Raw genomic sequence first — 20711 nt, forward strand, 5'->3', positions numbered from 1 at the left:
ATTGCGCTTTGTAGCGCTTCGTGGATGGTGATTTATCTTTATGGGCTTTATGCTGAAAGCTCCTCAAAGTATAACCATGGACTAATATTTTTCCCGACATTAATATTTATTATAGTTATAATGTGTATCTATTTAGAAATGAAGGAAATTGAAAAAAAATACTCGGAATAAGTGTTTATCAGCGATTACTATGCTATCATTCTATCTCAAGAATTTTGATGTTTATAATGCCTGGAAACTGACGGATAAAGGAGGAAACAATGGACATAAAAGCAATCCTTTTCGATTTTGACGGGACACTTGCAGATACATTGCCTGTTTGTTTTTCGAGCTTTGAAGGAGTATTTAAGGATTTTGATAACAGGGATGTAACGACAGAAGAAATCAAGTCAATGTTTGGTCCTTCAGAGACGGGAATCATCCGAGAAAATCTCAAGAACAAAAATGCTGAGAAAGCCATTGAGCGATATTACGAAATCTATCAGGAGCGGCACAAAGATCTTGTTGAAGGCAATGATGAAATGACCGCTTTAATTAAACAGTTGAAAAACGATGGATATAAGCTAGGGATCGTGACCGGTAAAGCCAGGAGGAGCCTCGATATTTCGCTGGAATGCCTGGAATTAACAAATTATTTTGATGTTATGATTACTGGTGATGATGTCGATTCCCCCAAGCCTCATCCCGAAGGAATTTTTAACGCGATGGATTATATTAATGTAGGTATGAATGAAGCAATATTTCTTGGGGACAGTGATGCAGATATCCTTGCTGGGAAAAAAGCTGGTGTTTACACAATCGGAGTACAGTGGCTGCCAAATTTCCAAACTGAAGAATTTAGCGTTCAGCCTGATGCTTTTTTCAAAAGTATTGAAGAATTGAACGCCTTTTTACAAAGAAATCCATTTTAAGGGGTATTGATAATTGGATCTAATTACAGACTAGGTGACTTTAATATAGTTTTTTTAATGAGTACTGAAGTTCATTTTGCAAAAGAAAATGGTGCGTTTATTTGTCCATAATAAACGCACCTTCACTTTAAATAAAAGCAGCTTGATTATATTCCCCTTCTTAAAATCTCTCCAGGAAGTCCATTGATTTCACAAATTTTCTCTGAAGTGAATCCATGTTTAAGTAGAATTTTTCTCGAAGGAATATTGTTTGGGTCAATAATTGCTTTTAATTTAATTATTTTTGCAGCCTTTGCCAAATCAATTAAATGGCTTGCGATGGTATATCCATATCCCTTTCCCCAGTATTCAGATAACATCATATAACCAATTTCCGCTTCGTCAGGATCATTCTCATTCTCTATTAAATGCCCGAACCCAAAAAAGTCATTAGTTGGGTAGAGGGAAACTTTATATGAGCCAAATAGTTCTTGTTTTTGATTCCGCTCCAGGATTTTTTGATATTTTGCTTGAGCCTCGTCCAAAGGGAGCGCGCGCCCTGTGATATATACCATAACTTGTTCATCCGAAACTAATTTAAAGTAATCCGGAAAATCCTTCTCTTCAAATTTTTCAAAAGTTAATTTGTGCATTTTTTTCCTCCAACATCAGAAATCAGCTTATCGTACATTTAAATAATTATAGTCAATTAGTCGATAGTGTAAAGGATTGAATAAAATTGGCCAAAAAAATACTGGTGAAATCAACCATTGCAGTAATGGTTCTTTTCCTCACTTTCGTATTTTATTCAGCTTATAGCATCTTGTCATTTAGCGGCAAAAATCAATTAGTTAAAACAGATGCAGCGGTGGTTCTAGGGGCGGCGGCCTGGAAGGGTGGCCCATCTCCTGTTCTTCGCGAGAGAATAAATCATGCTATCTGGCTTTATGAAAATGGATATGTAGAAAAAATAATTTTTACGGGAGGCAAGGGTGAAGGCGGTAAGGCTGCGGAGTCGGAGATTGCAAGGGAATATGCGATTAAACTCCATGTAAATCCAGAAGATATCCTAATTGAAATAAAGTCAAAAATCACAGAAGAGAACTTAAAATACGCCTTTGAAATTGCGAGTGAGCAAAATATAAAGACTTTTACGATTGTAAGCGATCCTTTGCATATGAAAAGAGCAATGGTAATGGCAAAAAACAACAGAATGGAAGCTTATTCATCTCCCACACAAACTTCCGTTTATAAGACATGGAAAAGTAAAGCCCCCTTCTTTTTAAGGGAGCTATTTTACTATATCGGTTATATTTTCAGCTTGCCGTTTAGATAATTTAGTTTAGTTATAAACAGTAATTTCCGGCCAGATAGACTTCCAGTTCTTTTGCAAAATCCGTTCTTTATAAATGGCTTTCCGTTCTGCGGTTTCTGCAAAAAAAGCGGTTGGCTTCAATCTTAAACGAATAACATCCTCGATTCCGCAAGGCGCTGTCAAAATAACTTGATCCTGACGGTCTAATTTCACTCCTAGTGCGGTCGCTGTTTCAGGGAATTTGGATATCGCATCAACGGATGATGCGTAGGGAGGGATGTGATTGGCAAAATGCATCCTCGCTTCATTTTTTACAGACCAAGGGACTCCGGGCAGTAAGGATTTCAGTTTTTCTTCATGAATTTTTTCAGTTGCTTCTTTTAAGTCGTCTTGATCAAAATAAATGACATCCACATCAGGTATGGAAGTTCTAACGTAAAAACCATGTATAGTATCCCAGATTTTTGAACGGACAAAGCCGGCGCAAATCCACCAATCCGGTAAATCAAGCGTTTTTGCAGCTCTTAGTATTTCCATCATCACCTTGTCCGCCCGAATGATTTCGATTATGTCCTTTTCAGTATTAATCACTGAGTGGCCCTCCGATTTCGTTTGCAATACGTATAATCCCTTGAATTACTTTCTCTACATCCTCGTTATCTTTTACCACGAATAAATGGTCAGCTTCTTCTTCATCCGGGTCGGTAAAGCCTTGGTCAAATGATTCTTCCTGCTGTCGGGCCAAAATATCTTTAAAACTAGTAGAAGGTCCTCGGAAAATATTAGGATTACGAGTTGTTTCCGCGACCCGCGCTTCTAGTACAGCGTCATGAATATCAAAATGAACAAGAATGCGGATAAATTGATCCTTAGGAAAAAGTTCTTCAAGAAGTTGGGATCGGCCTTTTATGTTTCTATTCGAGTTACTGATAATAAGGTGGAATCTGGTGTTCTCTTTTGCATAATCAACAATCAGCTTAGAGATTGAATGTTTTAGAATGTTCGGACCTCTTTGGGGCTGCAGATTTTTGTAGTGAGTGTTGATGAAGGCTGCATGGTTATCCTGGTCAATAACTAGGGAGTCTTTCATCCGTTGTTCCAGAGCATAGGCAAAAGTGGTTTTACCGCTGTGGGTTTTTCCAACTGTCATGATAACAAGCCTTTTCATGCAAACACTCCTTTTTAGAGACTGTAATTATATTAATAAAACCCCAACTAGCCGATGCCTCTACTATTCTGCTTCCTTAAGCAATTTAATCACGTTAACGATTTTCTCATTCTCACCTGGATCAATGGACACGAGCTTCGTGTTTTGAATCATATCTTTGTAGAATTGCTCACCGGCTGGGTATTGGCCATCCCATCGCAAAGGAACATTATATATATTTATCGTGCCGTCTCCGTTGCCGCTATAGGTTACTGAGCCGTCCACTAATCGAGAGCCAGATAGCTGGATAACCTTTTCTGGATAACTCACACTGGTCTCATCTCCAGGATTCAATGGAGTGCCGGCTGATATATGTCGTACATACAATCCGTTAATATCTTGGTTTGCGCCAAGCTGCAGCCAAACCCGGGCATATTCAATATCATCAGCTGAATACTTGGATAGTGTACCTTTGTTGGAGTCTGCATGATCTGTGGTTGTTGTTTGTTCCGAACTATTGGAGGCTTGCTCGTTATCAGTATCGGTTGAAGAATCATCATTTGTACTTTGTAAGGTAATATCAGGTTTTGACTCGTTTTTTGCTGCCGGTTTATCACTTGATGAATGACTGCATGCTGACGTTCCGGCCAATGAAACTGCTAATAATGAAGAAACTAAAAAAACTTTACTCTTTTTCACTTTTCCAACTCTCCAATCTTTGAAAGCACCTGCTGCATCCCTTATACATAACCAAGATTAACACGAAATAGGTCAATTTTCATAAAAATTAATGCATTCTTACTTAATATGATTCACTATCATGATTACTAAATACAAAAAGAATTTAACCTGGGAATTGAACTAAGAACCGATATGAATCATAAGGGTAAAAAGAAATTCCCGTTGGCTACCTGAGATTTAATAATGCTGAAGAAATTGCCATTAGGAATCTAAAGGGTGGGCGGGACATCTAATCAAGAAGGGTGCTTGCTGTACGCTGAAGATGATCCAAATACGGAAAGAAACAGCGGTTGATTCATGCAAAACTGAATTTTACGAAGAATGCAAAGGGTCCTCAAATTTTGTATGGGAGGAACTTCTTGCAGAAGCCTACAGCCCCCTATTCATTTGGTTATATGTATTTATCCTTTATTAGTAAAAAAGTTTCAAAAGTTTATCAAGAGGAACATTATTGGGTTGAAAACAATTTTTGAATATCACCTCAGAAATGTACATATTCTAAAAAGGGGTGAAATAGGTGAATAAATACTTTATGTTATTTGTAGTTTTATTAATAGTGCTTGGCTTATTATTATTTTCGGTTAATACTGAGAACACAGCCACAAATGCATCTGCAACTGACTTGACTAAAGCGACGTCCAAAGTAAATGATATTCAAACGGAAAACATAGTAATGATGGAAATTCTAAAAAGGGGATTAAGGGATTATAATGAGGTTGTCGATGCAGTAGCGAATCATTTGGAAACTAGGGTGTCTATCGAGGTTTATACTGTTCTCAAAGGGGACGATAAATCCGCTTCAATGAAAGCTATTGAAATAAAAGAAAAAGCAATTCAAATTATTACGAATAACAAAAGTATTAAAATCCCGAAAGACCGTTATTTCATTTACGTTTATGATCATAATGGGGATGATTTGATTGAAAGTGAGTATGATGATGCCCTAATACCCGAAATACATTCGTTTGGAAAAAAGCTTACTAATAAAATTCCTAGGGATTATTCTAAAGCTATGGCTTTGAAAAATGGAGATATAACTCCAACCAGCATCACTAAAAAGCAACGTGACAAAATAGAGCGATTTATGGAAAATGTAAAAAATAAGAAACCGGATTTTATACGATTTACCCAATTTACTTCCTTTGGTCACGCTGTGATAACTGAGTATCAATTTAATGGGAAACTAATTTACTATCGTTCCGATAGTTCCAGGGATAAGTTAGGGCAATTAAGAAAAGGAAAATCAGATGTATATGAAGACTACTGCAAGCAACTTGTACCTGATTCCATCAAGTCTTACTTAACAAATTGTTTAAAGAGTAAGACAATTGAGTTTTAAAAATTTCTTGTTCTTCTATTTTATTTTACTAAATTTTTATATCTGTTGTTATCAAATAAAAAAATATTATTTCTAAAGCTGAAAACATAATTCGTCATTTTAATATTAGTCTTGTAATTCAACATAAACTGTATCAGTAGGTTGACCTTTACTGTATAGTTTTAAATAGAATTCAGCTTTATTATTTGTACCATCAACAAAAGGACGAGCATCATCCGCTGGAAAACAATATTTGGTGGTTATCCCTGTTGTACCACCACCAATGTTATGACTTATAACAAAAGAATCAACAGCATCGCCATCACCATTATCCGACATAATTATTACTGTTACAAGATTATTTGCATTAACTCCGTTTATACAAAGCCTAATATCGCCACCGCCAGATTCTACTATATGTGATCTAACTCCTATTTCGGTGGCAGTATAATAGCCACTTAAAATTGTTTGCCACCCAGCGGTCATGGGACTGATTTCAGCTTGGGTAACATTAGGTGTTAAAAATAAAGCTAAAACAAAAGACAAGAATATGTTTATTGTTTTTTTCATATCAAATCCTCCTTTTTATTGTTGTACTCTTAAGTTCTAGACCGATACAGGAAAAACCTCCATCATTTTAACAATTTTTGAATATTTTTCCTCATTAAATAGATTAGATAGGATATATTTAATTTAACCTAGCTTGAAATATTGTACTTAAACACAAGAGGGCTTCTGTGGAGTGATTGCTCTTATACTTTATCATGCTTCTAGGGTTTAATTTAAAATGCTACCGGCTCCAAAGGGGACAGTATTATAGATTAGAATAGTCTAGTAATAAGATATTAGGATTTTCCATAATTGCTTGTGCAATTCCTAATCGATTGATCTATAGGGGGATGCTATTCAATTGATAAGAAGATTGAGAGAATTATTATTCGTATAATATAAATTAACATGAAACTGCAAAGAACAGAAAGCGCCTAAAACCCTTGGTATAAAAGGGATTAGGCGCTTTTGTTTTGTTTCATGATCTGGGGGAAACCGAGATTATTACAGGAAAATCCTGTGCTATTATTGGTTTCTTGCTAAATTTTAGGACGAAAAACAAAAAACTGTTGGATTAAAATTAAAGTCCCATAGAGTATCTTTCCTCCTAATATTTCAATGTTGGAGATAAGGTGGAACGGGGAAAGAGCATGAGAATAAGGGGTGAACAAGTCTTCGAGTGCAAAGACCAATAAATTCTTTAAAGGAAGACCTAAGAAAAGATTAGGCTAAACCAAAATAGGTGTTACCCTAATTTGTATTCAGGTCACAGCACCATGGTAGGTATCTAATCATGGTTTCAGGGAGAAATATGAAAAAATGAAAATCAATTAGTAATTAACCACTAAGATTTTGCGGCAACTTTCACAATAGTTAATAAATTCAAATTTGTTATAATATATTTAATATCAAAGTTAACACTAAATTATACCTTTCATAAAAGTAGGTGGTCCCGGATGTCCATTATAGAAATTAAGAACCTTACTAAATACTATAAAAAACACATTGTATTAGATAAGATTAATTTAACAATTAACAATCCTGGTATTTATGCGTTAGTGGGACCTAACGGAACAGGGAAAACTACTTTTTTAAATACTATAACAAATATTATTTCAGCCTCATCAGGAAGCATTAAAATACTCAACAAATGCAACAAAGATTATTCTATTTTTAAAGAAGTTTCCTATCTGCAAGATAATTCTATACTTTTTGATTATCTTAATGGTTATGATCATTTAAAATATATATGTGATGTACATAAAATAGAAAAAAAACGTATTCAGGAAGTAACGACCTATGTTGGGATGGAAAATTATTTAAAGAAAACTGTTCGGAATTATTCTTTAGGAATGAAACAACATCTCTTACTCGCCATGTCCATTATAAACAACCCTAGACTTTTATTGCTAGATGAACCATTAAATGGTTTAGATCCAACTAGTGCAATTCTAATAAGAAAGATTTTATTGGAATTAGCAGGAAAAGGGACAACTATAATTCTTTCTTCACATAACTTAGCAGAAATTGACCGTATAACAAAGCAAATATTATTTATGAAAAACGGAAGTATCATTTGGGAAGATATGTCAATACACGAAAAGACTTTTTATCATATTACTACTTCTGATCCAGAATTAGCCTGGAAAGTTCTAATAGATGAACGATATAAATTAGAAAGAAATGATAGACATATTAAACTCGAATTAAACAATCAGAGTATTCAGCCAGTTTTTACCTTACTAAATGATAATAAAGTTGACATATTAGACATACAGAAAGAAATTGCCGGGTCGGAAAAGAGATATGAAAAATTATTTGAAGTGTGAGGTATTGGGAATGAAACTCTTACAATTTGAGTTTAAAAAAATTGTTCGTTCAAGAGTTTTCCTAATTTTCCTTCTTACTTCCATATTATTTATTTGTGGCTTATTTACACGGAATATTATTCAACAAGATAGAATTCAAGCAAAAAAGATTGAATATTTTTCTAAATTTTCATCTGCTGTATTCACTCAAAATGAAGGAGACAGACTTGCATTAGAAAATGAGGCAAACCCCGATATAGAAGCTAGAATAAAAACAGGCGATTTACTCTATAGTCAACTAAAACAACTCCTCCAAGCTATTGATGAGAAAAAGTGGAAAGAAGAATTAATATTTGAAATTAAAGTATACCAATTAGCGATGGACTATCAAGAACTAAAAGGTACTTTTCCGCTAAACAAAAAGGATATGCAGCTAGGGATTAAAATAAATCAGAAACTTCTTGAGCGAAATTTACCAAAAGAAGATCTCGACTTATCTATTCAGCCTCCCATCTTTATGAAAAAAATTGTAACAATGCTTTTGAATATTGCAGGATTTACGCTTCTCCTACTTGTATTGGGAAACCAAATTACAAAGGACTTTGAAGATCGGACAATCCATCTAGTATATGGGTTGCCCATCTCCCGAGGACGCTATGTGATGATAAAGTTTCTCAGTTTATTTATTTCCGGTTTCGTATGGTTGGCCCTAGTTTTAGCAGCATCGTATATCCTTCCAAACTTTGTAGCCGAAACAGTTAAAGGAAATTCATTTAATTATCCTCTTCTTACAGATACAGCAAAGATTATAAGTATTAGCTTATATCTGAAGCAAGCCTTTTTATACAGTTTATGCTTTATTGCATTTTCAATTTCTGTTCTGACTTTTCTTGGATTTCTATTAAGAAGTACTATACTTACTTCTATTGTTACAATATTAATTTTTATCGGTGGATTGATTGTAACCAAAAATAGTCCGACAAGTATTCTAAATCCTTTTACTCTGGAAAATATCAACTCTTCTATTGTGCACATGGAAGTTTCCCAGAATGGAATTATTTTAACAATTGGATATAGTCTTCTACTACTATTTATGACATTAGGAATCAATAAGCGAGGGTTATAGCATGAAACAGATCTTTCTTTTCGAATGTAAAAAAACATTAAAGAAAACAGGAACATGGACAGCTTGTTTATTAACTGTATTGTCTGTAATCGGATTATATTTTTTCAACAATTCAGTTGTCCAAGATATTCGTCAAGGAAAAACTGCTCGCCTAGAAAATAACATCGTTTCATTTAAAAAGTTTAAAAATGATGCCGAAAGAGAAAAAGAGAAAATTGAAAAAACAGGGGAAAATGCAACTATAGAAGCCAGGGAAATGGAAATTCAACATTTTCAGGAAAAGTTGGAAATATACCAAAAAATGAAAATGAATTTTGCTAATGATAATTGGAAAGATATTTATCAAGAATATATAAATACTATACAACCATCCTTGCTACAGCACTCTCTTAACTCTCCGATTTCCATTGAAGAACAACCTATTTCCTGGTTTACATTACGTGCAACTCTTGCAGAAATGGAAGAAATAAAAAAAAGAAATGTTGAACCCTTTATCCAAAATACTATCTACACACCATATCTTTCAACTATTTATGATGAGTTTACAGGCAGCAGCATTAAAAAATGGGAAGCAGATACAAGAAGATATGGGGTTTCAGGATTGTACTTCTTATATGAAATTATTCAATATTTATATATTCCCACAATAATTCTTTTAGGCTGTTTTATTTTTGGAAATAATATTTCTTCTGAACGTGGATACAAGAATAGGAGTATAAATTTTTACTATGTACAACCTATCTCGTTAAAAAAACTATTTATAGCAAAATATTTTAGTGGATTATTTTATACCGTTTGCTTTGTCTTAATCATGTTAAGCATTCCTTTCATGTGTGGTCTTGTTACACATGGTTTAGGCGATGCAAATTATCCAGTTTTAGTTTATGACGGAGGTGTTGCTAATTCATTTGGACAAGAATTTGCTGTTTTAAATCCAACTAACGATCAATTTCATTTTATAGGTTTAGGAAGTTATATAGGACAATCTATACTTTTATCTATTGCCTTAGTAACTTTTTTATATACTTTATACTTCCTACTTTCATTGGTATTAAAAAATCAAAATGTAACAATTATTCTTTTACTAATTGTCACATTTATTGGAATGAAAATCGCTATTCCATTTAATCCATTTACATATATAGACGTCCATAAAGTATTGACAAAAGAACTAGCAACCTTAAACTTCGACCAAGGAATTAACCTGGTAAACGGATTGCTCTCACTACTTACTATTAGCAACATTTTGATCTTCATCTTATTCAAACTATTTAATCGAGTTCGAGCATAGTGCAATACTCGTCACTTATAAGACGTTTCCTCTATTTAGCAACTATGAGTCTGGTAATGAACAACCCGGAATTTAAAGCCCTCCACTCGAATAATGTAAAGGTCAAGAAAATGAAAAAAATGAAATCTATTGAAGCTGATCGGGAAGTTAGCTAGGATCTTTGTAGGGATAGCGCGAAAAAACGAAGCATATTGTGCCAAGAAGGTCCAGCCGTTAACTGAGTTGGCAGCGTAGTTCAATTCACTTTTACTCAAAGAGAATCATTACCCCTTATATTTTTAAAGATCGAGTGTTGGCTTATTCGCAGGATTTCAAATGTGTACGGAGTACCAGGTGTGTTGAACAAAAGGGCACTGACCCATTAGGTTAGCAAAACTGGCCTCCACCCCTTGGACAGGCATGACGAAGGAATGATAGGGCAATTGACCCGTTGAGACATGGAGGGAAAGCCTCCAGGGACGGCGTGGAGATGTACATTATATGGTAGAATATGGAGAGTGTAATCTACTCCTTTATTTAACCATGCCTTCACGTAGCTAAAACGCCCTGATATCATTCCATACAGTCACGAAATTAAATCCTAGGAGGATGAAATCCTGCGAATAAGCGAGTATTCGGGAGAAAATCGAATTAAACTGAGGGAGTTTAACAAGAAGTTGTAACAAATTGTTTGAAATATTCTTAAGTCACACCCATTAATTCCTTTAAAATGGAAATATATGATTAAGAGGTGACTTAAAATGGTTTCACATCAATTACTTACTCACGATAATATCAGTGGATTATTGCCCCACATTAATCCAGAACGATATTTACTTTTTTATAGTTATTTAACTCAGCGAAAAGAAAAAGCTCTATTTATCTGCCAATTCGTTGATGACAATCTTACTGCCATTTTAGCTTACTTTAGCGAGCTTTCCTTCCAATACGGACAAGCCTTTGCCTGATCTGAACGTGTTGAAATCCGGAAATAAACCATAAATGATTGAATAATAACCCGTCCCCAGCAGAGCGAATGTAGCATTTATACTTATTAAAACCCTATCTAATCTTCATTACTTAGAGGAGTGAGTTGATAAAATGAAGTTTGTTTTATTTATTGCAATCGTAGCTATAGCATTTTTATTAGCCGCTTGTGGGGAAAAGCAAAGTGGTGGAAATCAGGATGGATATAGTAACAACAGCACTCCAAGTAATAACGAGCGGCAACATCAGGAACCAATACAAGGATATATTTTATTTGTTAAGGACAGTGAAAGATATATATTAATACGAGATAAATATTTTGATACTGAAGATATCAATCTACCTTTAAAAGAAATACAAAGAAAATATAAGGATATAATGTTCCTGACTATAGAAGCCAATAAACCCAAAAATTTGAAATCTGGACAAAAAGTAATAATAGGTGTTAATAAAATTCTAGAATCATATCCACCAATAGCCATTGTTACTAAAATTGAAATAGTAGAAAAATAGTAAAAAAAAGATAAAAATGGTATACATTGGAAAATTTGTTTGTTAGCTTATATAATGTAATTAATTTATGAAAAGGGGGATTTATGTGAAAAAAGTATTTGTAATGATGGTAGCCGTACTCGTCTTTTTGGTTGTACCACTATCTAGTTCTAAAAACATTATTTTTGCACAAACAATCAACTCCAAAGAATCTATACAAACAAGCCCATATGATCTTGTTTCATCAAAAGGTGAAATTATTCGCTTTAAAGACTATAGCAAATTAATTGATACTAAAATTAAAGCTTCAAAACCTATTATTGGAACAGGCCAAGTCCTACCTGAAAGAGATTTAAAGAAAAACCCGAATAAACCTACGATTGACTTAGGAACTGGAATAGCAGTCAGGGACAAAGAACCGGGAACAATTTCAACGCAAGTCGTATTAGGTACAGATGGACGACAAAAGGTAAGTGACACTTCCATTTCTCCTTATAGACAAATTGCCTATATTGAACTTGAGTACGGTAACTCATATGCAATGTGTACAGGGACGGTAATTGGATATGATTATGTATTAACAAACGCTCACTGTGTTCGTGATCTTGAAACCAATACAAGAGCCAATGGAGGATATGTAATTCCTGCTTTGACAGATAATCACTATTCATATGGTGCCTACGAAATTGAAAATTTTTATTATCCGAATGGATATGATCAAACCGGTGGTGCATCCCAATATGATTACGCAGTGATAAAGTTAGCACCGTATTATGGTTACGAAATTGGAGAAGTTGTTGGTGCATTGGCTTTTCGGGAAGTTACAACTGATTTAACTGACACCTATATTAAAATTTTCGGATACCCAGGAGATAAAATAATATCTACAGGATTGTACAATCAATGGGGAATGTCTGGTAATGTAACTATGGACCTTGAAAATATACTGTATTATACAATTGATACAGCACCAGGACAATCAGGTTCTGCTATTTTAGATTCTTCAAATCAGGTTGTTGGTGTTCATAATGCTGGATATGATTTCAGTGGTGATGATATCGCAGATATAAATGGTGGACCAAAGATGACTTCAGAAATGAGTAGTTTTATAAGAATGGCTGCATTGTTGGGAGGGTAAAAATTAAACTGATAGATTAAGATAAAGAAAGAAGTGTGACCTTCTTATTTAAGACTGCATCAAACTAAAATAATTTAGTTTGATGCTCTTGTATTTTGATGAGGTATTTTTAATTTATTCGTATAATATCAATTAACCTGAAAAAGTTAAGTATAAGAAAGCGCCTAAAACCCTTGGTACTAAAGGGGATTGGCGCTTTTCATTTGTCTAAGGATCCCAGGGAAACCAAGATTAACACGAATTAAAGGAAAATACTGTGTATTAGGATTCCTGCTATATTCAAGGACAAAAACTAAAAAGACTGTTGAAGATAAAATTAAAGTACAGGTTGCAGATTTTTTCTTCTTCGATTATCTGTCCATTTGAAATGCTGAATAAATGCTGTGGCTCTAACAAAAAGGTGGCCCATTCGTTATTAATTATTTATTTTTAAATTAAAATGGTCACAAATTTGCTTCTTTAATCGTCATGTGATTAAAACGATGAAAAGGAGTCGTGACAATGAAAAACCAGAAAACAATTGTTGTAATAGGTGGTGGATATGCCGGAATAAACCTGATTGAAGCGCTCAAAAAGGAATTCCAAAGTGAAATCAGGGAGAAAATTAGGATTATCCTAATTGATAAAAATAATTTTCATTTTAAAAAGGTAAAATTATTTAAGGCCATTGTTAATGATAACATCTCGGATTTACAAGTACTTTTACATCAATATTGTGGAATATCAGTTGATTTCCTTCAAGGCGAGTTAACCAGAGTTAATCATGAAGAGCAAAGCATAACCATCCACGGGGAGGATGGAGTGTCCTTTCATTTGGCTTACGACCAGCTGGTGTTGGCAATGGGAAGTGTTCAGCGTAATGTTGATCCAGAACGAGGCGGAATTGCACTTTCTAGCTTGGAAAATGCTAAATTTATTCGACAGCAACTAATGAAGAAGATGATTTCAACAAAGAGTAACCTAAGAATAGCGATAGTTGGCAGCGGGATAACAGGTATTGAAACCGCAGCAGAATTGCAATCATGGCTCAAAACTGAAGCTGGAAGTTCAGAGAGTCAGAGGAAGAACATTGAAATATTTCTAATTAATAATAAACATAGACTATTGAATGAAGTTCCCGTAAAAATTAGTGAGAAGCTAGAGAGTAGGCTGGAAAAACATGGTATTAATTTAATCCATACAAAAAAGGTGGAAAAGTTCATTGAAAATAAGGTCATTTTCAATGATGATTCCCAACTTGAGGCAGATTTCTGTGTTTGGACTGTCGGATTAAAACCGCACCCTAGTCTTCGTGAATTAGGATTTTCTCTTACCGAAGAAGGGAAGTTAATGGTAGATTCATGGTATCGGCTTGTTGATACTGAAAATATTTTTGCTATTGGAGACTGTGTTCATGTCGTCGATCCAATAAGTGGTACAGTCGCAGCAATGAGTTGTAAAGAGGCAATTTCACAGGCTGGCCGGCTGGCAAAAATAATGAAAGCACATCTTGAGGGATACACTGCAACCGCCCATCAAAGCTTCCCTAATATGCTATGTATAGGACTCGGACCGGACGACGGATTTGTATGGGCGCAAAAATGGGGAGTTGATTTTGTCCTTTTTGGAAAAATAGCTGAAAAATTCAGAGAGTATACATGGAATGTAGCTAGTTTGAATCACTAAAAAACTAAAAAGGGGAAAAGATATGGAGCTTGAGGAACTCTATTACCAGTATAGGCCGTTGCTTTTTTCAATCGCATACCGAATGCTGGGTACTGTTTCAGATGCGGAAGATATCGTTCATGATGTATATTTACAAGCAAGTGAAAAAGCAATTGGAATGGTCGAAAATAATAAGGCTTACCTTTGTAAAATGGTAACAAACAAATGCATTGATCATCTAAAATCAGCAGGAGTTAAACGCGAAGTATATGTTGGTCCGTGGCTTCCTGAACCTTTGATTTTAAATGATAATGATCCAATTTCTGATCTTATCAATGGAGAAGCAGTATCATTTGCCTTTTTATTGATGCTAGAAAAACTAAAGCCTATTGAGCGGGCCGTTTTCATTCTTAGGGAAGTTCTAGTTTATGATTATCTGACGATTGCACAAATTTTGAATCGAAGTGAGTCCAATTGCAGAAAAATATTAAGCCGGGTAAAGAATCAACTCCCATTAAATGAAGAGATAGAAGGTACGCTTGAACCAAAAAATAAAGAGATTGTAAAAACATTCGTATTAGCATTACATGAGGGAAACATTCAGAAAATCGTAGGCTTATTGTATAAGGATGTTACGCTGTATTCTGATGGCGGCGGCAAAGTTTACGCAGCCTTAAAGCCGATAGTTTCTAAAAAATTGGTCGGTCGATTTATTTCTAATCTCCTTGAACAGAATCAAAATACCCTAGAACCTGCGACTGTGAAAGTAATTAATGTAAACGGAGAAATTGGTCTCTTTGTATGTGGAAAGGACAATGTGAAAACAGTTTTTAGTTTCCATGTCAAAAACGATCAAATAGCAAATATTTATGTTATAAGGAATCCTGAAAAACTTAGGCATGTATCTCTTTAATCATCAACCTCAATGCTTGGTTATATATCTAAACTTTTTATTCTAATGGACTCAGAATTAGCCATAAAAAAGGGCATACCGAATTTTTTGATTCGATATGCCATGTTGCACGTTACTTTTGTGGCTTACTTATTTTTGGCGAATATCAATCCACCAGTGATTTTTCGAATTCATGTCCTCATTTTCCCCAGAACCACTGTAGTTGAAAGCATCGAGGAAAATGGAATCCAGTTTATCTTCATCCACGAAATAACCTAATTTAACATCCCGCGTTTCTCCTGGCTGAATCCTGCCAATATTATAAAAGCTTTTTCCCGTTCCATGAGGTTCCAGATAATCAACTTCACCAGTCATGATACTTTCTTCGGCAACTCCTGCTTTACCAGCATAGTTCCAAGCTTTTTTATCGTATTTAAGTTCTCGTAGGGAAGGGTGCATATAGAGTTCTTCTGTTGCCAGTTTACCAATATTTTTTATTGATGTAGACAAGTATACAAATTTCACATTCACTTTTTTCGACTTTACCAATTCGTCAATGGAATCTTTGCCGTTTCCTACTTTATATACATTGCGCTTATAGGACAACAAGTTCTTTTTGTCATCTAAAACCTTACTCTGACTTAAAAAGTTAATTCCAAATTCTTTAAAGTTCTCTTGTTTAAAATCTTGGATAGAATCAAAAACCTCAACTTTTTCAATCATGTATTCAAGTTTTATATTTTTACTTTTGCCATCTGAATCTACTTGATCAAAGGTTACAGGAACCTTTTGTTCAACCTTGAACAATTGTTTGCTGTCTTTTTTCAATGGAATGACTGTAGATTCTACGGGTTTGCTCACTTCCTGGAAATAAGATTTATCATAATCTACCATATATGATGCCAATTCCTCAGAGGTAGGCTCAATAGAAAGGTTCTCCAAGACGGCCATCATCTGTTCCTCGCTTACATCGTTGGCAATAAAACTTTCTAACATGATTCCTTCTTTCTCAAATAATAGGTAGACCTTTCGGTTAAATACCACGTTAGGATTTCCCGTTTCTTTATTGACAATCACTGCTTTCTTGCCATTAATTTCTTTTTCTTCGTATCTGCTCGAATAAAGCGTTTGAAATTCTGAATTTTTTCCTAACCTCCAAAGGATGAATGAAAATCCACCTTCAGCAAAGTTATCTTTAAATGAATATTTCATACCGGAGCTATCGATTGGCACCATATTTTCTGGCATATAGTTGAGTTTTAATTTATACCATTTGTCATTATTTTTGGCGCTATTTGTTACGGAGACATTTACTTCATAATTTTGTTTTTGAACCATCATGTCATAAACTTTTACCGCACCAAGAGCGGTTGTCGGTATGCCAATCAATAAGCAGGCAGCAGCAATCAGAATGCGATTCTTTTTACGTTTTGCCAACTGCTGTTCGTTTTTTGCCTTGATTTTCTCAAGGAACAATTTCTTTCTGTATTTATATGTATCTGAAAATTCATGTTGTCCATCCAGTCTTTCAAAATCATCCAGAGCGATTTTTTCGGCTAAATCATACATGTTTTTGAATTCTTGTTGATTCGTCATTTGGACTGCCTCCTATAACAGTTTGTACTCGTTTTCGGGCACGTTCGAATTGCTTCCGGACGGTGGCCTCTGTTATCCCCAATAGCCTTGAAATTTCCTGGTAGGACAAGTTATAGAAGACTTTATACTTAAAAACCTGTCTGTAGGATTCGGTTAATACGTTTAGCAAGGAATCAATCTGATTTTCGGATATTTGTCGCTGCTCCCATTTTTCAATATTTTCATCTGATAAATCCTGCGGCTCTTTTCGATAATCTTCAAGAAACGTGACGTGGCGCTTATTTTTCCGATAGCTGTCAATCGCTTTGTTTTTCGCGACTCTCAAAATGTAGCGGCTAAGGTCCCGTGTATCGAATCCTTGGAGCGTTTCCAGATTCTCATATAACGCAATAAAAGTTTCCTGGACTGCATCCTCGGCTTGCTGAATGTTATTTAAAACCGTAAAAGCCACGTAATAAACTTTTTGCTCATACAGTTCGTATAACTGCTCCATCTTTTCAAAATCCTTATTTGTCTCGCTCATGGAATGCCTCCTCTCAATCACTATAACGAGCGGGCGGAGATTTTTGTGACATAAAAAGAAAACTAGCAAAAACTATATTTTTAATTCTTTAATGGTGTAAAATTATGGTATTAGTATAAAGCGATTTCCAACTGAAGAAAACAAGTTTTTTAAACGGGGAGTCCTGTCAAGAATCACTATATTTATATACCGGACTTTAAAGGGGGCTTTGTTTTGCAAAAAAAGGTGAAAACAACGTTCATTATTTTATCAGTTTTAATTATATATTTTGTATTCTTAAGAGAAAAATTCCCGATTGTTGATGAATTGCCAGAAGAAATACGAAAAGAATTTGATGTTGTGTTAGATGAAAAAAGGGACCGTGTTTCATTAGAGAAAGATGGCAAATACGAAAGTATTGCTATTTTCATTGATCAGGACAGAGCGCTTTACATTGCAAATAGTGTCGGTCATAACATAACCAAATTTACGATAGATCAAGACAAAAAGGAAATATACATAAGGAAGAATAATTTTGATTATAAAAATGGCCGGAACGATAAATTTCAGCTTATCAAGCTTCCTTTTTCAAAGTATAAGGATATTGCGATGGATAAGAAGCTAACAGTGTATTTGGATTACGGAAAAGGCCATGAACTAAGGGAATATTATTTTCCAGGAAGTGAGTATATAGTTCTTGAACATACAGACACAACTAAGTGATTTTCAGAATTTGATCAACGAAGTGCATTCTTTCTTGATTTATGAGGCTATCCTTCTTTCTAAAGGATGAATACCGGTTTCATATGTATGTTGAGTGCAGGGTTAACTTTAAAAATTGAGTAAGTTCCTAAAGGATAGGAGGAGTTTGTAATTTCTTTGATTATTTTTATTATGATTCTTGTTGTTCTGAATGTTTTAGTTTTTTTGGGAGCAAAAAAATCATGGATGGTATGGAGGATGGCTGGGATAATTTTCATTATAAGTTCTCCATTTGTTCTCTTTATCACCATAAATGTAATTGGCCGTAAAACTGGAGACGGGATTGGGGGAGCTGTTGCTGGGTTTACCTTTGCTACACTTATCGTTATCAATGCCATTGCTTTTTTTATAACAAGTTCTTTTGCGAGGAGAAAGTGAGAGTATAAAGGATTGATGACACCATTGTTAACATTCCATAGCCCGAAGGAGGAAAAAAATGGGAAACTTCGGAACAATTACTTCAATCGTAACGGGAATAGCGATTATATATTTAGGGTTTCTAATTGGCAAAAAGAAGTTGTTATCCTTGATTATCGGTTACAAGGAATCTACTTTTTATGGTGATAAAAATTAATATGCTAAAAGAACTGGCCTTTCTGTAATTGCTTTAGGACTCATAGTCATTGGAATGCCTTTATGCGTTTTGATTTTCGGTGAAAACTCCTTACAGATTTATAAATATCTTATTGGGGTTTACGTCGTAATAATGATTATAGTTGCTAATTATTGGAGATTTCGATATTAGGAGTCAATTTGTGACTTTCAGTAAACCCCCAGATGAGAGTAAAGATGGTGATAACCTTGGTGGAAAAGTACATTTATACAAAAAACGCCCGCCTTTGGACGGAAAAGAAGGGAAATGGGGTTCCGGTAGTCTTGATTAGCGGCGGACCGGGATGCTGTAATTATCTGGATCCTGTATCTTCACTTATAGAAGATATGTGTGAGGTCATAATGTTCGATCCTAGAGGCTGTGGGCGTTCAAGTGATAAAGAAAAAGGTTATGATTTGGAGTCTAGCCTTCTCGATATTGAAGCCATTCGAGAAGCATACGGCTTTAAAAAATGGATTTTGATTGGTCATTCTTGGGGAGCCGATTTAGGACTAGCCTATTGTATTCGCTATCCGGAGTCAATATTAGGCTATGTCTCTATAGCAGGTACAGGCATCCAAAATGATCGAGATTGGAAAAATGCCTATATCCAAAGGAAGTTGGATAATGGTGAAATGGCGCCTGAATTTGCATACGAGCCTAATAAAATTGTACAGCGCTCACTATTAGATTCTTGGAGATCATTCATAAAAAGGCCTTCTTTACTGAAAGAAATCTCAAATATTAACTTTCCGACTTTGTTTGTTTTTGCTGAAAAAGACATTCGTCCTTCATGGCCCATTAAACAGATTTCCAACCTAATTAATCACTCGGAATATATCGAAATAAAAGATGCTGGGCACTATATTTGGCTGACCAGGAAGACTGAATTGGGAGATGTTTTGAGAGCTTATTTAAGGGCTTATTTTAAGCTTTAAGGAGGAGGGCGGAATGGACAAGAGAATCCTGCATGTTTGGCAGCCAGTAACTTGCCTGGAGAAAGCAAATGTTATTTTTGCCAAGCTGACTTATGGGAATTCGAATGAGACCAATGGATTAAGGCTTGAGTTAACTGATGGCGCGGGAAACGCGGTGGAGATCGTTTATGATCAATGGTCCGTAACGATGGTCGACTATATTTGGACTTTCAGGCATGTTAACGAGATTAAGAGGTGTGACTTAAATAGATTAATTGATCGAGCCGATTTTTCGGTTCTAAATGACTCAACAGCACAGCATTTTTACAAAATGGAAAACTCAGATTTCCTCGAGTGGTACGATCAGCTGCCGTGGCTGGGAAGTGGGGATGTACCACATGTTGAGCATCATATTTATATGTACAATGATGGAGTTTTCGAAGTGATCGCTGATTACGAGCCGAAATTTATAGTGAAAAAAGCAGGATCATAACAAGCCGATTTAATTGAAATTGCTCTCGAACTAATTATGGAGGGAACCATAGATGAAAAAAAGATTCATTGTGCTGGCTGTGATACTGGCAATATATATTGTTCTCCATTCGACTCCAAATGCAGCTATCCGAACGAATATTTTTATGATCGGGCATCCTGTTATAGCATTTAAAACAGGTATTGTCGATTATGAGTTTAGAAATGAAAAAGACAAAGTGCTCTTTCTTGACGAGCTTGGCGGAAAAGCATACACCTTAACGAAGCCTCCATTTGATACAGCTACTCAAACAGAATTAAGAAGCTATGGACAAGTGGGAGCGACCGAGGAGGCTGGTCGTTCTCTTTTTTTGAAATAGGAATAAATCCTCTTGTTCTTTGAAAACTAAATTTAGCATAATTTAATTGGGACTCTTTTGAAACTATTGAATAATGAAATGGTTTGACCTGGAAAAGTAAGCGTTTTATAATTTTAGTGAATATTCTTTTAATTAATTGGGCACGGAAAGCACAACATGGGATCCGAAGGACTT

The 20711-nt window shown here is 35.0% G+C and carries 24 protein-coding genes and 1 pseudogene; 18 read left to right on the plus strand and 7 right to left on the minus strand.

The window, feature by feature from the left end; translation table 11 throughout:
* Positions 1–260: 260 nt before the first annotated feature.
* On the plus strand, positions 261–911 hold the full coding sequence (locus tag BN1002_RS05075; RefSeq protein WP_048823934.1) for an HAD family hydrolase: 651 nt from the start codon (positions 261–263) through the stop codon (positions 909–911).
* Positions 912–1057: 146 nt separating this feature from the next.
* On the opposite strand, the gene BN1002_RS05080 is transcribed toward BN1002_RS05075, so the two are convergent.
* Positions 1058–1543, minus strand: coding sequence for a GNAT family N-acetyltransferase (locus BN1002_RS05080; RefSeq protein WP_048823935.1), 486 nt, complete (start codon positions 1541–1543; stop codon positions 1058–1060).
* A 125-nt stretch (positions 1544–1668) separates the two neighbouring features.
* Here BN1002_RS05080 and BN1002_RS05085 point away from each other — a divergent pair, with 125 nt between their 5' ends.
* Positions 1669–2226 carry a YdcF family protein gene (locus BN1002_RS05085; RefSeq protein WP_048827750.1) on the plus strand — a complete coding sequence of 186 codons (558 nt, stop codon included), beginning with the start codon at positions 1669–1671 and terminating at the stop codon, positions 2224–2226.
* Positions 2227–2232: 6 nt separating this feature from the next.
* Here the strand turns inward: BN1002_RS05085 and BN1002_RS05090 are convergent, their stop codons facing one another.
* The 3 genes from BN1002_RS05090 to BN1002_RS05100 all read right to left on the minus strand — a co-directional run bounded on the left by BN1002_RS05090 (position 2233) and on the right by BN1002_RS05100 (position 4051).
* Entirely contained in the window at positions 2233–2745 is a 513-nt protein-coding gene (locus tag BN1002_RS05090) for a nucleotidyltransferase family protein (protein WP_048827751.1), read from the minus strand.
* Between the two features lie 43 nt (positions 2746–2788).
* Complete coding sequence (locus tag BN1002_RS05095; RefSeq protein WP_048823936.1) at positions 2789–3373, minus strand: AAA family ATPase; 585 nt, start codon at positions 3371–3373, stop codon at positions 2789–2791.
* Positions 3374–3436: 63 nt separating this feature from the next.
* A complete protein-coding gene (locus BN1002_RS05100) occupies positions 3437–4051 on the minus strand; it encodes a hypothetical protein (protein ID WP_048823937.1) in 615 nt (204 codons plus the stop codon).
* 559 nt (positions 4052–4610) lie between these two features.
* Between BN1002_RS05100 and BN1002_RS05105 the strand changes: the two genes are divergently transcribed.
* Positions 4611–5432 (plus strand): DUF4362 domain-containing protein, encoded by an 822-nt coding sequence (locus BN1002_RS05105; protein WP_048823938.1) that lies wholly within the window; start codon positions 4611–4613, stop codon positions 5430–5432.
* Positions 5433–5537: 105 nt separating this feature from the next.
* Here the strand turns inward: BN1002_RS05105 and BN1002_RS05110 are convergent, their stop codons facing one another.
* Entirely contained in the window at positions 5538–5981 is a 444-nt protein-coding gene (locus tag BN1002_RS05110) for a hypothetical protein (RefSeq protein ID WP_048823939.1), read from the minus strand.
* 935 nt (positions 5982–6916) lie between these two features.
* Between BN1002_RS05110 and BN1002_RS05115 the strand changes: the two genes are divergently transcribed.
* The 9 genes and pseudogenes from BN1002_RS05115 (at position 6917) to BN1002_RS05150 (ending at position 15338) form a co-directional block, all read left to right on the plus strand.
* Positions 6917–7789: an ABC transporter ATP-binding protein gene (locus BN1002_RS05115; RefSeq protein ID WP_048823940.1), complete on the plus strand. Its 873-nt coding sequence runs from the start codon at positions 6917–6919 to the stop codon at positions 7787–7789.
* Between the two features lie 10 nt (positions 7790–7799).
* Positions 7800–8894, plus strand: coding sequence for an ABC transporter permease (locus BN1002_RS05120; protein WP_197072744.1), 1095 nt, complete (start codon positions 7800–7802; stop codon positions 8892–8894).
* A 1-nt stretch (position 8895) separates the two neighbouring features.
* Positions 8896–10185, plus strand: a complete 1290-nt coding sequence (locus tag BN1002_RS05125) for a DUF4200 domain-containing protein (protein WP_048823943.1) — start codon at positions 8896–8898, stop codon at positions 10183–10185.
* Positions 10186–10196: 11 nt separating this feature from the next.
* A pseudogene (locus BN1002_RS24195) lies at positions 10197–10419 on the plus strand (IS110 family transposase); the annotation flags it as partial.
* Positions 10420–10925: 506 nt separating this feature from the next.
* On the plus strand, positions 10926–11132 hold the full coding sequence (locus BN1002_RS05130; RefSeq protein ID WP_048823944.1) for a hypothetical protein: 207 nt from the start codon (positions 10926–10928) through the stop codon (positions 11130–11132).
* Between the two features lie 133 nt (positions 11133–11265).
* A complete protein-coding gene (locus BN1002_RS05135) occupies positions 11266–11664 on the plus strand; it encodes a YobA family protein (RefSeq protein WP_048823945.1) in 399 nt (132 codons plus the stop codon).
* 85 nt (positions 11665–11749) lie between these two features.
* Complete coding sequence (locus BN1002_RS05140) at positions 11750–12781, plus strand: trypsin-like serine peptidase (RefSeq protein ID WP_048823946.1); 1032 nt, start codon at positions 11750–11752, stop codon at positions 12779–12781.
* Between the two features lie 501 nt (positions 12782–13282).
* Positions 13283–14446, plus strand: a complete 1164-nt coding sequence (locus BN1002_RS05145; protein ID WP_048823947.1) for an NAD(P)/FAD-dependent oxidoreductase — start codon at positions 13283–13285, stop codon at positions 14444–14446.
* 22 nt (positions 14447–14468) lie between these two features.
* On the plus strand, positions 14469–15338 hold the full coding sequence (locus BN1002_RS05150; RefSeq protein WP_048823948.1) for an RNA polymerase sigma-70 factor: 870 nt from the start codon (positions 14469–14471) through the stop codon (positions 15336–15338).
* A 129-nt stretch (positions 15339–15467) separates the two neighbouring features.
* Here BN1002_RS05150 and BN1002_RS05155 read toward each other — a convergent pair whose 3' ends face one another.
* Both BN1002_RS05155 and BN1002_RS05160 read right to left on the minus strand, forming a co-directional pair.
* Entirely contained in the window at positions 15468–16913 is a 1446-nt protein-coding gene (locus BN1002_RS05155) for a DUF4367 domain-containing protein (RefSeq protein WP_048823950.1), read from the minus strand.
* A complete protein-coding gene (locus tag BN1002_RS05160; RefSeq protein ID WP_048823952.1) occupies positions 16879–17436 on the minus strand; it encodes an RNA polymerase sigma factor in 558 nt (185 codons plus the stop codon). The genes BN1002_RS05155 and BN1002_RS05160 overlap by 35 nt, the downstream gene beginning before the upstream one ends.
* 213 nt (positions 17437–17649) lie before the next feature.
* Here BN1002_RS05160 and BN1002_RS05165 point away from each other — a divergent pair, with 213 nt between their 5' ends.
* The 6 genes from BN1002_RS05165 to BN1002_RS05185 all read left to right on the plus strand — a co-directional run bounded on the left by BN1002_RS05165 (position 17650) and on the right by BN1002_RS05185 (position 20537).
* Positions 17650–18138 (plus strand): hypothetical protein, encoded by a 489-nt coding sequence (locus BN1002_RS05165; RefSeq protein ID WP_048823954.1) that lies wholly within the window; start codon positions 17650–17652, stop codon positions 18136–18138.
* Positions 18139–18294: 156 nt separating this feature from the next.
* Positions 18295–18555 carry a hypothetical protein gene (locus BN1002_RS05170; protein ID WP_231574975.1) on the plus strand — a complete coding sequence of 87 codons (261 nt, stop codon included), beginning with the start codon at positions 18295–18297 and terminating at the stop codon, positions 18553–18555.
* Positions 18556–18613: 58 nt separating this feature from the next.
* Positions 18614–18751: a hypothetical protein gene (locus tag BN1002_RS23600; protein WP_156129699.1), complete on the plus strand. Its 138-nt coding sequence runs from the start codon at positions 18614–18616 to the stop codon at positions 18749–18751.
* Between the two features lie 230 nt (positions 18752–18981).
* Positions 18982–19707: an alpha/beta fold hydrolase gene (locus BN1002_RS05175; protein ID WP_231574976.1), complete on the plus strand. Its 726-nt coding sequence runs from the start codon at positions 18982–18984 to the stop codon at positions 19705–19707.
* Positions 19708–19720: 13 nt separating this feature from the next.
* Positions 19721–20179: a hypothetical protein gene (locus BN1002_RS05180; RefSeq protein ID WP_048823956.1), complete on the plus strand. Its 459-nt coding sequence runs from the start codon at positions 19721–19723 to the stop codon at positions 20177–20179.
* A gap of 52 nt (positions 20180–20231) precedes the next feature.
* Entirely contained in the window at positions 20232–20537 is a 306-nt protein-coding gene (locus BN1002_RS05185) for a hypothetical protein (RefSeq protein ID WP_048823958.1), read from the plus strand.
* The last annotated feature ends 174 nt before the right edge of the window (positions 20538–20711 follow it).

Origin of the sequence: Bacillus sp. B-jedd (assembly GCF_000821085.1) — a bacterium.
GTDB lineage: Bacteria > Bacillota > Bacilli > Bacillales > Cytobacillaceae > Bacillus_D.

Bases quoted from the DNA above. Each gene is read 5' to 3' on its own strand.
- BN1002_RS05075 (WP_048823934.1), top strand. From the start codon at position 261: ATGGACATAAAAGCAATCCTTTTCGATTTTGACGGGACACTTGCAGAT.
- BN1002_RS05080 (WP_048823935.1), bottom strand. From the start codon at position 1,543: ATGCACAAATTAACTTTTGAAAAATTTGAAGAGAAGGATTTTCCGGAT.
- BN1002_RS05085 (WP_048827750.1), top strand. From the start codon at position 1,669: ATGGTTCTTTTCCTCACTTTCGTATTTTATTCAGCTTATAGCATCTTG.
- BN1002_RS05090 (WP_048827751.1), bottom strand. From the start codon at position 2,745: ATGATGGAAATACTAAGAGCTGCAAAAACGCTTGATTTACCGGATTGG.
- BN1002_RS05095 (WP_048823936.1), bottom strand. From the start codon at position 3,373: ATGAAAAGGCTTGTTATCATGACAGTTGGAAAAACCCACAGCGGTAAA.
- BN1002_RS05110 (WP_048823939.1), bottom strand. From the start codon at position 5,981: ATGAAAAAAACAATAAACATATTCTTGTCTTTTGTTTTAGCTTTATTT.
- BN1002_RS05115 (WP_048823940.1), top strand. From the start codon at position 6,917: ATGTCCATTATAGAAATTAAGAACCTTACTAAATACTATAAAAAACAC.
- BN1002_RS05120 (WP_197072744.1), top strand. From the start codon at position 7,800: ATGAAACTCTTACAATTTGAGTTTAAAAAAATTGTTCGTTCAAGAGTT.
- BN1002_RS05125 (WP_048823943.1), top strand. From the start codon at position 8,896: ATGAAACAGATCTTTCTTTTCGAATGTAAAAAAACATTAAAGAAAACA.
- BN1002_RS05130 (WP_048823944.1), top strand. From the start codon at position 10,926: ATGGTTTCACATCAATTACTTACTCACGATAATATCAGTGGATTATTG.
- BN1002_RS05135 (WP_048823945.1), top strand. From the start codon at position 11,266: ATGAAGTTTGTTTTATTTATTGCAATCGTAGCTATAGCATTTTTATTA.
- BN1002_RS05145 (WP_048823947.1), top strand. From the start codon at position 13,283: ATGAAAAACCAGAAAACAATTGTTGTAATAGGTGGTGGATATGCCGGA.
- BN1002_RS05150 (WP_048823948.1), top strand. From the start codon at position 14,469: ATGGAGCTTGAGGAACTCTATTACCAGTATAGGCCGTTGCTTTTTTCA.
- BN1002_RS05155 (WP_048823950.1), bottom strand. From the start codon at position 16,913: ATGACGAATCAACAAGAATTCAAAAACATGTATGATTTAGCCGAAAAA.
- BN1002_RS05160 (WP_048823952.1), bottom strand. From the start codon at position 17,436: ATGAGCGAGACAAATAAGGATTTTGAAAAGATGGAGCAGTTATACGAA.
- BN1002_RS23600 (WP_156129699.1), top strand. From the start codon at position 18,614: ATGGGAAACTTCGGAACAATTACTTCAATCGTAACGGGAATAGCGATT.
- BN1002_RS05180 (WP_048823956.1), top strand. From the start codon at position 19,721: ATGGACAAGAGAATCCTGCATGTTTGGCAGCCAGTAACTTGCCTGGAG.
- BN1002_RS05185 (WP_048823958.1), top strand. From the start codon at position 20,232: ATGAAAAAAAGATTCATTGTGCTGGCTGTGATACTGGCAATATATATT.